This window comes from Nocardiopsis sp. CNS-639, from assembly GCF_000381685.1.
GTDB classification, from domain to species: domain Bacteria; phylum Actinomycetota; class Actinomycetes; order Streptosporangiales; family Streptosporangiaceae; genus Nocardiopsis; species Nocardiopsis dassonvillei.
Genome location: NZ_KB906854.1, coordinates 304,325 through 319,147, shown reverse-complemented (window position 1 = coordinate 319,147; position 14,823 = coordinate 304,325). Strand labels below are relative to the sequence as shown.

At 74.1% G+C, this 14,823-nt stretch carries 10 protein-coding genes and 1 pseudogene; 8 read left to right on the top strand and 3 right to left on the bottom strand.

What is annotated here, in order from left to right; all coding sequences use genetic code 11:
- Nucleotides 1–26: 26 nt before the first annotated feature.
- Nucleotides 27–4,559 carry an ATP-dependent helicase gene (locus G011_RS0101250; protein ID WP_019606866.1) on the top strand — a complete coding sequence of 1,511 codons (4,533 nt, stop codon included), beginning with the start codon at nucleotides 27–29 and terminating at the stop codon, nucleotides 4,557–4,559.
- 106 nt (nucleotides 4,560–4,665) lie between these two features.
- Here G011_RS0101250 and sigJ read toward each other — a convergent pair whose 3' ends face one another.
- Nucleotides 4,666–5,553 (bottom strand): RNA polymerase sigma factor SigJ, encoded by an 888-nt coding sequence (sigJ, locus tag G011_RS0101245; RefSeq protein ID WP_013151715.1) that lies wholly within the window; start codon nucleotides 5,551–5,553, stop codon nucleotides 4,666–4,668.
- Between sigJ and G011_RS32925 the strand changes: the two are divergent.
- Both G011_RS32925 and G011_RS0101240 read left to right on the top strand, forming a co-directional pair.
- Nucleotides 5,552–5,959 (top strand): annotated as a pseudogene (locus G011_RS32925) (carboxymuconolactone decarboxylase family protein); the annotation flags it as partial. The gene sigJ and the pseudogene G011_RS32925 overlap by 2 nt on opposite strands.
- 432 nt (nucleotides 5,960–6,391) lie before the next feature.
- The gene (locus G011_RS0101240; RefSeq protein WP_026337900.1) at nucleotides 6,392–6,943 is read left to right on the top strand and encodes a GNAT family N-acetyltransferase; all 552 of its coding nucleotides are present in this window, start codon (nucleotides 6,392–6,394) and stop codon (nucleotides 6,941–6,943) included.
- 242 nt (nucleotides 6,944–7,185) lie between these two features.
- Here G011_RS0101240 and G011_RS0101235 read toward each other — a convergent pair whose 3' ends face one another.
- The gene (locus G011_RS0101235; protein WP_026337899.1) at nucleotides 7,186–8,400 is read right to left on the bottom strand and encodes an ROK family transcriptional regulator; all 1,215 of its coding nucleotides are present in this window, start codon (nucleotides 8,398–8,400) and stop codon (nucleotides 7,186–7,188) included.
- A gap of 274 nt (nucleotides 8,401–8,674) precedes the next feature.
- Between G011_RS0101235 and G011_RS0101230 the strand changes: the two genes are divergently transcribed.
- From G011_RS0101230 to G011_RS0101210, 5 genes are all read left to right on the top strand, one after another.
- Nucleotides 8,675–9,952 (top strand): extracellular solute-binding protein, encoded by a 1,278-nt coding sequence (locus G011_RS0101230; RefSeq protein WP_019606864.1) that lies wholly within the window; start codon nucleotides 8,675–8,677, stop codon nucleotides 9,950–9,952.
- A 90-nt stretch (nucleotides 9,953–10,042) separates the two neighbouring features.
- Entirely contained in the window at nucleotides 10,043–11,038 is a 996-nt protein-coding gene (locus tag G011_RS0101225) for a carbohydrate ABC transporter permease (RefSeq protein ID WP_013151710.1), read from the top strand.
- On the top strand, nucleotides 11,035–12,003 hold the full coding sequence (locus tag G011_RS0101220; RefSeq protein WP_013151709.1) for a carbohydrate ABC transporter permease: 969 nt from the start codon (nucleotides 11,035–11,037) through the stop codon (nucleotides 12,001–12,003). Before G011_RS0101225 ends, G011_RS0101220 begins: the two co-directional genes overlap by 4 nt.
- Nucleotides 12,004–12,136: 133 nt before the next feature.
- On the top strand, nucleotides 12,137–13,609 hold the full coding sequence (locus G011_RS0101215; protein ID WP_019606862.1) for a glycoside hydrolase family 3 protein: 1,473 nt from the start codon (nucleotides 12,137–12,139) through the stop codon (nucleotides 13,607–13,609).
- Between the two features lie 237 nt (nucleotides 13,610–13,846).
- A complete protein-coding gene (locus G011_RS0101210) occupies nucleotides 13,847–14,311 on the top strand; it encodes an Rrf2 family transcriptional regulator (RefSeq protein ID WP_013151707.1) in 465 nt (154 codons plus the stop codon).
- A 105-nt stretch (nucleotides 14,312–14,416) separates the two neighbouring features.
- Here the strand turns inward: G011_RS0101210 and G011_RS0101205 are convergent, their stop codons facing one another.
- Nucleotides 14,417–14,773 (bottom strand): helix-turn-helix domain-containing protein, encoded by a 357-nt coding sequence (locus tag G011_RS0101205; RefSeq protein WP_013151706.1) that lies wholly within the window; start codon nucleotides 14,771–14,773, stop codon nucleotides 14,417–14,419.
- Nucleotides 14,774–14,823 lie beyond the last annotated feature (50 nt).

Here is a 14,823-nt window from a genome sequence, read left to right as displayed (position 1 = left end):
TCGCCGCCCGCGGGCAGACTGGCGGCATGAGCCGTGCGCCCCGTCCCCTCGAACGCTTCGGACCCGCCACCAGGGCCTGGTTCGACCGGGCCTTTCCCGCGGGCCCCACCCCCGCCCAGACCGGTGCCTGGGAGTCGGTCCAGCGCGGGAGGAACACCCTGGTGGTGGCCCCGACCGGCTCGGGCAAGACCCTGTCGGCCTTCCTGTGGTCGCTGGACCGGCTGTCCTCGGCCCCCGTCCCCGAGGACCGCGCCCGCCGCTGCCGGGTGCTGTACGTGTCCCCGCTCAAGGCCCTCGCGGCGGACGTGGAGCGCAACCTGCGCGTCCCCCTGGCCGGGATCGCGGCCGCCGCCGAGGCCGGGGGGCACGCGCTGTCCCCGGTCACCGTGGGGGTGCGCACCGGCGACACCCCCGCCGCCGAGCGGCGCAGGCTCGCCACCCGGCCGCCGGACGTGCTCATCACCACGCCCGAGTCGCTGTTCCTGGTGCTCACCTCGCGGGCCAGGGAGGGGCTGGCCGGGGTGGAGACGGTCATCGTCGACGAGGTGCACGCGCTCGCGGGGAGCAAACGCGGCGCGCACCTGGCGCTGAGCCTGGAGCGGCTGGACGCCCTGCTGGACCGCCCGGCGCAGCGGATCGGCCTGTCCGCGACCGTGCGCCCGCCCGACCTGGTGGCGCGGTTCCTGGGCGGCGCGGACGTCGTGGCCCCGCCCGGCTCCCCCGGCATGGACCTGCGCGTGGTGGTGCCCGTCCCCGACATGGAGGAGCCCGGCGTCCCGGAGCCGGCCCGGCCCTCAGGCGGCGCGGAGGGCGGCGGGGACGCCCGGGGCGCGGACGGCGGCGGGTCCCTGTGGCCGCACGTGGAGCGGCGGGTCCTGGACCTCGTGGAGGCCCACCGCTCCACCATCGTGTTCACCAACGGACGCCGCACCGCGGAGAAGCTGTGCGCCCGCGTCAACGACCTGCACGCCGAGCGGCACGGCGGGCGTCTGCCGCCGGAGGAGGTGCCCGCCCAGGTCATCGCCCAGTCCGGGCACAGCCGCGGCGGCCCGCCGGTGGTCGCCCGCGCCCACCACGGCTCGATGTCCAAGGCCGAGCGGGCCCTGATCGAGGACGAGCTGAAGCAGGGGAGGCTGCGCTGCGTGGTGGCCACCTCCAGCCTGGAGCTGGGCGTGGACATGGGCGCGGTCGACCTGGTGGTGCAGGTGGCCTCGCCGCCGTCGGTGGCCAGCGGCCTGCAACGGGTCGGCCGGGCGGGGCACCAGGTGGGCGAGACCTCGCGCGGGGTGTTCCTCCCCCGGTTCCGGGGCGACCTGCTGGCGACGGCCGTGGTGGTCGGGCAGATGCGCGCGGGCGCCATCGAGCGCCTGGAGATGCCGCGCAACCCCCTGGACGTGCTGTCCCAGCAGGTCGTGGCGATGGCCGCCATGGACGACTGGCCGGTGTCCGAACTGGCCGCCCTGGTCCGGCGGGCCGCGCCCTTCGCCGACCTGGCCGACACGGTGCTGGAGTCGGTCCTGGACATGCTCTCCGGCCGCTACCCCTCGGACGAGTTCGCCGAGCTGCGCCCCCGCCTGGTGTGGGACCGGGAGGCGGACGTGCTCCGCGCGCGCCCGGGCGCGCAGCGGCTGGCGGTGGTCAGCGGCGGCACCATCCCCGACCGGGGCGTGTACGGGGTGCACCTGACCGGGCGGGACGGGGACCCCGCGCCGGGACGGGCGCCCACCCGGGTCGGCGAGCTGGACGAGGAGATGGTCTACGAGTCGCGGGTGGGCGACGTGTTCGTGCTGGGGTCCACCTCGTGGCGGATCGAGGCGATCACCGCCGACCGGGTGCTGGTCACCCCCGCGCCGGGACGGCCGGGCCGGATGCCGTTCTGGAAGGCCGACGCGCAGGGCAGGCCCGCGGAGCTGGGCCGGGCGGTGGGCGCGCTGACCCGGGAGCTGGCCGCGGCGGAGCCGGCGCAGGCGCTGGCCCTGGCCGAGGGGGCGGGGCTGGACGCGTGGGCCGCGCGCAACCTGGTGGAGTACGTCTCCGAGCAGCGGGAGGCCACCGGGCACGTGCCCGACGACCGGACCGTGGTCGTCGAGCGCTTCCGCGACCAGGTCGGCGACTGGCGCGCGGTCGTGCACTCCCCGCTGGGCGCGCGGGTGCACGCGCCGTGGGCGATGGCCCTGGCCCGGCGGCTGCGGGACCGGTTCGGCGCGGACGCGCAGGTCGTGCACGGCGACGACGGGATCGTGCTGCGGCTGCCGGACGCCGGGGGCTGGGACCGGCCGGGCGAGCTGGCCGACCTGGTGGCGCTGGACCCCGAGGAGGTGGAGGAGGCGGTCACCGGGGAGCTGCCCGGGTCGGCGCTGTTCGCCGCGCGGTTCCGCGAGTGCGCGGCGCGGGCCCTGCTGCTGCCCCGCCAGCGGCCGGACCGGCGGATGCCGCTGTGGCAGCAGCGGCTGCGGGCCTCCAACCTGTTGTCGGTGGCGGGCCGCTACGGGTCGTTCCCGATCGTGCTGGAGGCGGTGCGCGAGTGCCTGCGGGACGTGTTCGACGTGCCCGCCCTGGTGGAGGCGCTGGAGGGCATCCGGTCCCGTCGGACACGGGTGGTGGAGGCGCGCACCGAGGCGGCGTCGCCGTTCGCGCGCTCGCTGATGATGGAGTACACGGCGGCGTTCCTGTACGAGGGGGACGCCCCCGCGGCCGAGCTGCGCGCGCAGGCGCTGACCCTGGACGCCTCGCTGCTGGCCGACCTGTTGGGCGAGGCGGACCTGCGGGAGCTGCTCGACCCGCGCGTGGTGGAGGAGGTCGGCGCGCTGTTGCAGCGGACCGCCCCCGGCTCGGGCGCCCGGGACGCCGAGGGCGCGTCCGACCTGCTGCGCGAGGTGGGGCCGCTGACCACGGAGGAGGCCGGGGCCCGGGGAGCCCGGCGGGAGTGGCTGGAGGAGCTGGAGTCCGCGGGCCGGGTGGTGCGGATGGCCGTGGCGGGAGCCGAGCGCTGGTGCGCGGTGGAGGACGCGGCGCGGCTGCGCGACGCGCTGGGCGCGCGGCCGCCCGCCGGTGTCGCCGGGGCCCTCCTGGAGCCGGTGGAGGCGCCGACCCGCGACCTGGTCTCGCGCTACGCGCGCACGCACGGGCCGTTCTCCGCCGGGGAGGCGGCGGCGCGGCTGGGGCTCGGCGCGGACGTGGTGGAGGGCGTGCTGCGGGAGCTGTCCCGGCTGGGGCGCGTCCACCAGGGCGGGTTCCGGCCAGGCGGGACGGGCACCGAGTGGTGCGACGCCGACGTGCTGCGGCGGCTGCGGCGCGGGTCGGTGGCGAGGCTGCGCAGCGAGGTGGAGCCGGTCGCGCAGACCGCCCTGGCCGCGTTCGCGCCGCTGTGGCAGCGCGCCGTCGCGGGTGAGCGGTGGCGCGGACCGGACGCGGTGTTCGAGGCCGTGGAGTCGCTGCGCGGCGCGACGGTGGCGGCGTCGGCGCTGGAGACCCTCGTGCTGCCCTCCCGTGTGGAGGACTACGCGCCCCGGCGGTTGGACGAGCTGACGCAGGCGGGCGAGGTCGTGTGGGCCGGTGCGGGCGCGCTGCCCGGGCAGGACGGGTGGGTGTGCCTGGCCCCGGCCGACGAGGCGGCCCTGCTGCTGCCCGAACCGGTGCCGCCGCGGGAGGGTTCCACGGCCCACGCGGTGCTGGAGGCGCTGCGCGGGGGCGGGGCGCTGTTCTTCCGCGACGTCGCCGACCGTGTGGCGGGCGCGTCGGGGGGCTCTGCCGTGACGGACGCGGAGCTGGTCGCGGCGCTGTGGGAGCTGGTGTGGTCGGGCTGTGCCACCAACGACACCCTGGCCCCGCTGCGCGCGGTGCTGGGCTCGGGGGCCGCCCCGCGTCGCGCGCCCTCGCGTGCGGGGCGGCTGGCGCGTCCGGTGCTGCCCACCCGGTCGGGACCGCCCACGGCCGCGGGGCGGTGGTGGGCCCTGCCCGAACGGGAGGGCGACCCCACCAGGCGGGTCCTGGCCCGGTTGGAGGCGCGGCTGGAGCGCCGGGGCGTGCTGGTGCGCGGCTACCAGGGCGGGCGGATCTCCCCGGACGAGTACCGGGTGCTGCGGACGATGGAGGAGTCGGGCCGGGTGCGCCGCGGCTACTTCGTGGACGGGCTGGGCGGCGCCCAGTTCGCGCTGCCCGGCGCCGTGGACCGGCTGCGCGCGGTTTCCGGCGGCGCGGCGGAACCGGTGGTGCTGGCGGCGACCGACCCGGCGAACCCGTTCGGCACGGACCTGCCCTGGCCCGGGGACGCCCAGGCCAGGCCGGGCCGGTCGGCGGGCTCCCTGGTGGTCGTCGACGGGGGTCGGCTGACCCTGTACGTGGGGCGGGGCGGCCGCTCGGTGCTGACCTTCGGTTCGCCGCCCGCCCTGCTGGAGCGGGCGGCCCGCGCCCTGGCCGGGGCGGTGTGGGACGGACGCGCGGGGGCGCTGACGGTGGAGCGCGCCGACGGGGCCGAGGTGTTCGCGACGCCGGTGGACGCAGCGCTGGTGGCGGCGGGGTTCCACGTGACCCCGAAGGGGCTGCGCCTGCGCCCCTGAGGCCCCGGGCCCCGCTCCGGCGGGGGCGGGATGACGGGCCCGTCCGGGTTCCGGCCTCCCGCCCGCCGCTCCCGGCACCGACGCGTCGGTGCCGGGGCGGGCCGGATCAGCTCCCCTGATCCGCGAGGTCGACGGCGTCGAGGCGTTCGGGGTCGGACAGGATCTCGATCGCGGTGATCCTCCCGTCCGTGACGGTGAATCCCATGACCGAGAAGAGCGCGCCGTCGACGGTGTTGACCAGACCGGCCCTTCCGTTGACCAGTGCGGGACGGCTGGTCGAGAGGGTGGCCATGCGGTGGAAGGTGGCGGCCTGACCGGCCACCGCCTCCCGGCCCCGCAGGACCCTCATACCGCCGGGCAGCGCGTTCCCGCCGTCGATGCGCAGCACGACGTCGGGATCGAGAACGGCCACCAGGGCGTCGAAGTCGCCGCCGCGTGCGGCTCGGAGGAAGGCGTCCACGACGCGGCGCTGGGCGACCGGATCCGGGTCGGGTTCGGGGGCGGCCCCCCGGACGCGGACGCGGGCGCGGCTGGCGAGTTTGCGGGCCGCGGCCGGGGTGCGGTCGACGATCGGGGCGATCTCCTCGAACGGCAGGCCGAACATGTCGTGCAGGACGAAGGCCAGCCGTTCGGCCGGGTTGAGCGATTCCAGGACCACCAGCAGGGCCAGCCCGACCGAGTCGGCCATCAGCGCCACGTGCTCGGGGTCGGTGGCCGGTTCACTCACGATCGGGTCCGGAAGACGGGCCTCCAGGGGGGTCTCGCCGCGTTGCGTGCGCGAGCGCAGCATGTCCAGGCAGACCCGGCCGACGACCGTGGTCAGCCAGCCGCCGAGGTTGCCGATCCCGTCGGTGTCGGAGCGGGCGAGCCGCAGCCAGGCCTCCTGGACGGCGTCGTCGGCCTCGGCCAGGGAGCCGAGCATGCGGTAGGCCACCGCCCGGAGGTGGACGCGGTGCTCCTCGAACCGCTCGGCCAGGAAGTCGCTCTCGTCCATGATCGCCTCTCTACGTCGCCTTCTCGGGTGCCGTCACACTGACGATCCCGCCGCCGAGAATGTGACCGCGTCCGCCCGGTCACATTCTCGGCGGCCCGTTCGTCATGGCTGTGATCACGACGACGTGACGACCGGAGAACCGAAAGGACACCGCATCATGAGCACCACCGCCGGCCAGGAGAAGACCCAGTCCCGACTGCCCAACCCCGCCGTGCTCGTTCCCGAGCTGGGGGAGGTCAGCAAGGCGCTGTTCGCGGCCACCGGGAACGGCTCGATCCCGCGGACCACCGTGGGCCTGGTGCAGCTGCGCGCCGGCCAGATCCTCGGGAACACCTACCTGACCGTCCTGCACACCGGCAACCTCCGCGGGGCCGGGGAGTCCGAGGAGCGCATCACCGCCGTGGCCTCCTGGCGGGACGCCTCCTGCTTCACCGACGCCGAGCGGATCGCGCTGGCGCTGCTGGAGGCCGTCCTCACCGCCAACCCGCACGGCGAACGCGTCGGCGACGACCTGTACACCGCCGCTTCCGCCCACTACGAGGACAGGGCGCTCGCCACGCTCATCATGGCGATCGGCCAGGTCTGCTTCTTCGCCCCCTCGCCCTCATCGGCAGGCCCATCCCCGGTGTGGCGCCCGCCGAGCAGTGGCGGGACTGACCCCGCACCGCCCGGGGTGAGAGGTCCCGCCCCGGGCACGGTCGGGCCCGGGCCCCCTCCGGTCACCGGGCCAGGACGCGAAAACGACTGGCCGCGGCGGCCGGAACCGGCCAGGATGGCGTCCGCACCGGAGAGAGCACGAACACGAGGGGGGCCGGTGGGGCGACCGGGGATCCGACCGATGCGGCCGGAGGACGAGCCGCGCGTGGTGGAGGTGTCGCTGGCGGCGGACACCGTGTTCGCCGCCGCCGGGGTGGTGCTGCCCCCCGACGACCCGCGGGAGGTGCTCGCGCACGCGGAGCGGGTCCTGGTGGCCGAGGAACCCGCTGGGGACACGGCCGCGGTCCCGGCCGAGGACCCCGTGGGAAGCCCGGTCGGGAACCCCGCGGCGAAGGGCTCCGTGGTCGGCCTGGCCGCGACGGTGACCGTGGACGGGCGCCCGCACCTGGAGCAGCTGGCCGTGCACCCCGACCACGGCAGGCGCGGGATCGGCGGCGCCCTGCTGGAGGCGGTGTGCGCCGAGGCGGCTGCCGCCGGTCACACCCGCCTCACCCTCACCACCTTCCGCGACCTGCCCTGGAACGGGCCCTGGTACGCGGACCGCGGGTTCTCCGTGCTCCCCCGGGCGGAGTGGGGCCCGGGCCTGGAGGGGGTCTGGCGGGCCGAGGAGCGGGCGGGCATCCGGGTGCTGCCGCGCGTGGTGATGGTCCGGGAGCTGGTCCGGCCGTCCTGAGCCCTCCGCGCCCGTCCCCGGGCACCCGCGCCCGGGCGCCCGACGCCCTCACGGGAGCCGGGCGGCCGCGCCCCGGCCGGGTGAGGAACACCGGGGCGCGGCCGGCAGGGACCGCGGGGCTCGACCGGAAGCGGTCGGCGAGGGACCGCTGGACACAGGCGTCCGCCGGAGGCGGGCGTCCGCTGGTTAGAGCCGCGCCCGCCGCCATGGGAGGGCTCCCATAGGGCCGGAGCCCGCCGGATTCAGACCGTCGAGGAGAAGACGTCCTCCCGCGCCCTTTCCAGGGCGTGCAGCAGCGCGCCCCGCACCACCGGGCTGCCCTCCACCTTCCCCAGCGCGACCTCGGTCGCGTTCGGGGCGATGCGCGCGGTGGCCGCCTGGACCCGCTCGGCCAGCTTCACACCGCCCGCCCGGGCCACGTCCCCGCCGAGCACCACCAGGCCGGGGTCCAGGATCACCGCGACGGCGGCCACCCCGCGGGCCAGGCGCTCGGCGAAGTCGTCCAGGAAGGCGTCCGCCTCCGGGGTCTCCGCTGCGGAGGCCGCCCCGACCACCTCGGTGACGTCGGTGCCCTCGATGCCGTACCCGGCGGCCAGCTCGACCACCTGCCCCGCCTTGACCAGCGCCTGGAACCCGTGGGGGAGCTCGCGGCTCGCTCCGTCGCGCAGGGACTCGTAGCCGCCGGACAGGCCCACGTCGGTGGGCATGGGCGCCCCGGGCACGGGCAGGTAGCCGATCTCGCCCGCGCCGCCCGAGCGGCCCCGGTGGATGCGGCCGTCGATCATGGTGGACATCCCCACGCCGCCGTTGGCGCTGAGCCAGATGAGGACGAACTCGGCCACCCCCGCGGCGGCGCCCTCGGAGTGCTCGGCCAGGGCGGCCAGGTTCACGTCGTTCTCGATCATGACCGAGCGCTTGAGGTCGGCGCGCAGGGCCTCAAGGATGCCCTCGTGCCAGGACATCAGGTCGAAGGAGAAGCGGATGTCGCCGGTGCGGGGATCGACGACGCCGGGGGTGCCGATGACGCAGGCGCGGACCCTGTCCAGCGCGACCCCCGCGGTGTCGGCCAGTCGCATCACCGCGGTGTGGACGAGCGCGACGGGATCGTCGGAGGCGCTGGGGTCGACCGCGACGTCGCTGACGATCCGGCCCGTGATGTCGGCGATCGTCGCGGTCACCCGGCGCGCGCTGACGTCCAGGGCCGCGACGTAGGCGCTCTCGGGCACCACCGCGTACAGCGCGGCGTTGGGGCCCCGCCCGCCCGCCTGGCTGCCCACGACGCGCACCAGGTCCCGCTCCTCCAGCCGCGCGAGCAGCTGGGAGGCGGTCACCTTGGAAAGGCCGGTACGCGTTCCCAGCTGTGTCCTGGTCAAGGGCCCCGCGGACAGGAGCAGTTCCAGTGCCGCGCGGTCGTTGAGCTGGCGTAGCAGCCGGGGAGTCCCCGGACGTTGAGACATAACCGTGACACCTCACCCTGTTTTTATTAGGAAAGTTTCCTGTTAATTTAGCTCACAACCTCACAGGAGGTCACGTCCTCGTAAGGCCCGCTTCGGGCCCTTCCGATACTCGCTGGGCCCTCCCGGTACCCGCTCCGGCGGGGCGGCCAACGTGCTATCCCAGCACAACCCCCACAAGACGTCGAGCCGCGGGGTGATTCCCACGATCATCCCAGGTCGGTTCGAGCACAGGCGTCGCACCCCGGCGCGTCGTGCGAAGGGAGAAGAGATACAGATGAGGTTCCCCAAGATCGCCGCGGCCACGGCCGTGGTCCTGCTCGCCTCCGCGTGCGGCGGCTCCGACTCCGGTGACGGGGGCGGCGAGGCCGACAGCCTGACCGTCTGGGTCATGGGCACCTCCCAGGAGCCCCTCGTCGAGTACTTCGAGGACGTCGAGGCGCGCTTCCAGGAGAGCAACCCGGACGTGGCCGTCAACGTCGAGTTCATCCCCTGGCCCGACGCGCAGGAGGCCATCACCAACGCCCTCGCCGGCGGTGACGCCCCCGACGTGCTGGAGGTCGGCAACGACCAGGTCGCGGGCTGGGCCGCGCAGGGCGCCCTGATGGACATCACCGAGCAGGTCGACGGCTGGGACGCCGCCGCGGGCATCGACGAGAACGCCCTGGAGTACGGCACCTACGAGGGCGTCCAGTACGGCGTCCCGTGGTTCTCGGGCGTGCGCACCCTGTACTACCGCGCGGATTGGCTGGAGGAGATCGGCCACGAGCCGCCGACGACCTGGGACGAGCTCGTCGAGGTGGCCGAGGCCATCGAGGAGGAGTACGACGTCCCCGGCTTCGCCGCGCCGACCGACTTCACCAACGGCATCGCCAGCTTCATCTGGAGCAACGGCGGCTCGATCGCGGAGCAGAACGGCGAGGAGTGGGAGGGCACCCTCACCGACCCCGCCACCGTCGAGGCCATCGAGTTCTACTCCAGCCTGACCACCGACGGCATCTCGCCGCAGGACTACGTCGGCCAGAACGAGCTCATCGCGCTGGCCGACATGGCCAACAGCCAGCTGGGCATGTACATCGACGGCGGCTGGGCGATCGGCTCCATGGAGGAGCAGGCCGAGGACCCCGCGGTCATCGAGAACATCGTCGCCGCGCCCATCCCCGGCGCCGAGGGCATCGCCCCGGCCTTCGCGGGCGGTTCCGCCCTGACGGTGTTCACCACCACCGAGCACCCGGACCTGGCCTTCGAGCTGCTCACCGTCCTCGGCGACGAGGAGGGCGGCCAGGGCTACGCCGACGTCGCGGGCTTCTTCCCGGCCTACCCGCACCTGCTGGAGAGCGAGACGTACCAGGAGGACCCCGCCACCGCCGCTGCCGCCGAGCAGATGCAGCACACCCAGTTCTTCCCGACCACCCCGCGCTGGACCGCGGCCGACCAGGACAACAAGATCCTGCCGGGCGCCGTCCTGGAGATCGTGCAGGGAGGCGACGCCGAGGAGGTCCTGACTGCGGCCAACGAGGAGCTGACCTCGATCCTCAACGAGCCGGTCGAGTAGCCCCTCCCGCCTGACTGAGTAGAGCTGTGCGCGGGCGGGGTCCAACGGCCCCGCCCGCCGCGGTCGGCCCACGCCTCGATTGAGAAGACCATGGCACAAACCGTCGAACCAGCGCCCGCGCGCGAGCGGGAGGAGGCCGTGAAGGCCCCCGCCTCCGAGCCCGCGCCTCGCCGCCGCCTCGCGCTCCCCACCCCTTACCTGCTCATCGCACCGGCCCTGATCCTCCTCGCGGTCGTGCTGCTGTGGCCGATCGTGCAGATGGTGTGGTACTCGCTCACCAGCTTCACCACCCGCAACCTCCTGCCCAACCAGCCCGGCCCGGCCTGGAACGACTTCGCCCACTACCAGACGCTGCTGACCGACCCCGAGTTCTGGGGGATCCTGCGCAACACGGTCGTGGTCTGCGTGCTGATGGTCGGCATCACGATGGTGCTGGGCACCCTCGTGGGACTGCTGCTGAACAAACTCCCCAAGTGGTTCTCGGGGTTCGTGGCCCTGGGCATGATGCTCGCCTGGGCCACCCCCGCGCTGAGCGCCTCCCTGGTCTTCCGCTGGCTGTTCCTGCCCGAGCGGGGCCTGGTCAACGTCATCCTGGACCGGATGCCGGACTGGCTGGTGGGCAGCGGATGGTTGCAGTACAACTGGTTCCTCGAACCGCTCCCGCTGTTCTCGATCCTCATCACCGTGATCGTCTGGCAGTCCTTCCCCTTCGTGGCCGTCTCCGTGCTCGCCGGGCTCAAGAGCATCCCCTACGAGCTGTACGAGGCCGCGAGGATGGACGGCGCGGGCGGCTGGAAGGCCTTCTGGAACGTCACGTTCCCGATGCTGCGCCCGCTGTTCGCCCTGCTGCTGGTCCTCCAGATCATCTGGGACCTGCGCGTGTTCACCCAGCTCTACATCCTGGCGAACAGCTTCCAGAACAAGGACGTCTACCTGCTCTCGTACTACATCTACCAGCAGGGCTTCAGCGCCAGTCCGGCCAACTACGGCATGGGCTCGGCGATCGCGGTGGTCATGACCGTGATGATCCTCGCCGTCACCGCGTACTACCTGCGCATCATGATCCGCCAGGGGGAGACCCGATGACCGCGATCGACCAGACCTCCGCCTCCGCCGTCCGCGAGCGCGCCACCGGGGGCGCCGGGACGGGCGGCCCGAGCGGCCCCCGGCCCGTCTACCGCCGCGGCCCGCTGCGCCGGCTGCGCCGCCTGCCGCTGTACCTGGCCGGCCTCGCGGTGTTCCTGTTCTCGGTGTTCCCCGTGTACTGGATGGTCATCACGGCCTTCAAGCCGGTGGGCGAGATCTTCACCCGCGACCAGACGATCTTCCCGACGGCGCCAACCCTGGAGCACTTCGACCGGGTGCTCAACGGCCAGCTGATCCCCGGGGTGAACTTCTGGCAGTTCCTGGGCAACAGCCTGTTCCTCACCGTGGCCTCCGTGGCCATGGGAGCGTTCCTGTCGCTGCTGGCCGCCGTGGCCGTGGCCCGGTTCCGCTTCCGGCTGCGCACCGCCTTCATCATCCTGCTGCTGGTGATCCAGATGGTGCCGATGGAGGCGATGATCATCTCCATCTTCATCAACTTCCGGCAGTTGTCCGACGTCAGCGGCGTGGAGCTGCTCGGCAACCTGTCCGGCCTGCTCATCGTGTACACGGCCGTGTCCCTGCCGATCACCATCATGATGCTGCGGGGCTTCGTGGCCGCGGTGCCCAAGGAGCTGGAGGAGGCCGCGGCCATCGACGGCGCCAGCTCCTGGACCGTCTTCTGGCGCATCCTGATGCCCCTGGTGGCGCCGGGCCTGGTCGCGGCGAGCATCTTCGCCTTCATCACCGCGTGGAACGAGTTCATCGTCGCGCTGACGTTCCTGGGCCGCAGCACCGACAACTACACGCTGCCGCTGACGCTGTCCTACTACTTCGGCCGGTTCGGCACCGAGTGGGGGCCGATCATGGCCGCCTCCACCCTGCTGACCATCCCCGTGATGATCTTCTTCCTGTTCGTCCAGCGGCGCATGGTCTCCGGCCTGACCATGGGCGCGGTCAAGGGCTGACCGCGTCCCTCCCGCCGGGGCGGGTCCCGCGACGGACACCGCGGGCCCCGCCCCGGGCGCGCCCTCCCCCCGTTTGCCCGCCCTTCGTCTGCCCGACCACGGGCACCCCTTCGCTCACCGAACGGAGTTCGTCATGCCGTACGACCCGACCCTGGCGCGTCTGGCCAACGCCACGCTGCTGGTGCCCTTCGAGTCCTACCAAGCCCCGCGCTGGGTCCTGGAGGGTCTGGCGGACGGGATCTCCGGTGTCTGTCTGTTCCACAACAACCTGGACGGCCCCGAGCAGGTGACCGCGCTCAACGCGACCCTGGCCGGGGTCACCGACACCCCGCTGATCTCCCTGGACGAGGAGGGCGGCGACGTCACCCGCATCGGCCAGGCGCAGGGCAGCGACTACCCCGGCAACGCGGCCCTGGGCGCGGTGGACGACCCCGGCCTGACCCGCGCCACCCTGCGCTCCCTGGGCGGACGCCTGGCCGAGCTGGGCTTCAACCTGGACCTGGCGCCCTCGGTGGACGTCAACGTCGCCGACGACAACCCGGTGATCGGCACCCGCTCCTTCGGCTCCGACCCCGAACTGGTGGCCCGGCACGCGGCGGCCGCCGTGCTCGGCCTCCAGGAGGCGGGCGTGGCCGCGTGCGCCAAGCACTTCCCCGGCCACGGCGCCACCTCCCAGGACTCCCACCACGTGCTGCCGCGCGTGGAGGCCGACGCCGACCTCCTGCGCCGCCGCGAGCTGCTGCCCTTCCGCGCGGCCGTGGAGGCTGGCGTCCGGTCGATCCTGACCGCGCACATCGAGATGCCCGGCCTGGGCGGCGACGGCCCCGCCACGCTCACCCCGCGCATCCTCAACGACCTGCTCCGCGGCGAGCTGGGCTTCACCGGCACCGTGGTCAGCGACGCCATGGACATGCAGGGCGTCAGCGGCCGGATCGGCATCCCCGAGGCCTGCGTGCGCGCGGTGGCCGCCGGGGTGGACCTGCTGTGCCTGGGCCGGTTCGTCTACGCCGACCAGGTCGAGCTGATCCGCGCCGCGCTGGTGGACGCGGTCCGGGAGGGCCGCCTGCCCGGGGAGCGCCTGGAGGAGGCCGCCGGGCGCAACGCCGAGCTGCGGACCTGGATCCGCGCGGCCCAGACCCGGCACTCGGACGCGCCCGCCGCCGACGGGGTGGGCCTGGTCGGGGCCCGTCGCGCGGTGCGCGTGGACGGCGACCTGCCGCCGCTGGCGGACCCCTACGTGGTGGAGGTGGACGCCCCCTCCGGCATGGCGGTGGGCGAGGTCCCCTGGGGCCTGTCCCCCTGGTTCCCGGGCACCGAGCGGGTCTCCCCCGACGTCGCGCACGCCGACCGGCTGGCCGCCAGCGCCCGGGACCGCGACCTGGTCGTGGTGGTGCGGGACGCGCACCGCTACCCGTCCGCCCAGGCGCTCGTCAACCGCCTGCTCAGCTCCCACCCCGACGCCGTGGTGGTGGAGATGGGGCTGCCCATCTGGCGGCCCGACTGCGGCGCGCACGTGAGCACCTACGGCGCCGCGCACGTGAACGGGCTGAGCGCGGCGGAGCTGCTGGGGGCACCGGTGGGCGCCCCCTCCCCCGGCGTGAGCTGAGCGCCCCGGCCGCGCTACCCGACCCGGCCGGTCGCGGACCGGCCGGGTCGGCGCGTTCCGGTGACGCTCGTCACCGCGGCGGACATACTGGGGCGGGACACCCCGAGAGCGGGGACGTCACCGATGTCCCCGCAACCCGGTAGGAGAAGTACCCTTGGCCTGAAGCATCCCGGTCGACGGCGTTCCCGTCGACGACCGGTGCCCCATTCGCCCACTTACACACGGCATAATCACAGCATGCGCCTTTCAGCCCGGGTCGACTACGCGCTACGCGCGGCGGCGGAACTCGCCGTCGCCGACGAGGGGCCGGTGACGGCCGAACAGCTCGCACGCGCGCAGGCCATCCCCGGAAAATTCCTCGAGAACATCCTCACCCAGCTACGCCGGGCCGGTCTGGTACGCAGCCAGCGCGGCCCCGTCGGCGGCTACTGGCTGGCCCGTCCGGCGGGGGAGATCTCCCTGGCCGACATCATCCGCGCGGTCGACGGACCGCTCGCCAACGTGCGCGGGGAGCGCCCCGAGCACGTGGACTACGACGGCGCGGCCCGCAGCCTCCAGCAGGTGTGGATCGCCCTGCGCGCCAGCGAGCGCGCGATCCTGGAGGGTGTCAACCTCCAGCACCTGGTGACCAACGAGCTGCCCGAGACGGTGCGCTCGTTGGCCGAGGACCCCGAGGCCTGGGTGAACCACACCCACCGCTGACCGCCGCCCCGAGCGCAGGTCCCGTGAACACCGAAGGAGCCGACCGTCTGGTCGGCTCCTTCGTCGTGGTCACGGTGACGATGGACGGACAGTTCCGAGGAGGGGTCAGACCCCCACCATGTCGGCGACTTGGGGAACGCGATCCGGTACCGGGTCGATGCCGAGGTCCTGGGCGGAGACGGGGTCGGTAGTGACCGCGTCACCCAGCAGCGCGGCCTCCTGGAGCTCGGCGAGGGCGAGCTGGTCGGAGACCTCTCTCAGTACCTGCGAGAGCGGGACGCCCAGCGCCCCGCAGATCGAGGAGAGCAGTTCGGAAGAGGCTTCCTTCTGCCCGCGCTCGACCTCCGACAGGTAACCGAGGGATACACGTGCATCGGCCGACACCTCACGGAGGGTGCGGCCCTGGCGCTGCCGGAGCCGCCTGAGCACGTCACCAAGTAGGTGACGAAGCAGGACCATCATTCGCGCTCCCTCCCACCGGTAGCGACCTTCATATACACCACCGTACCTGC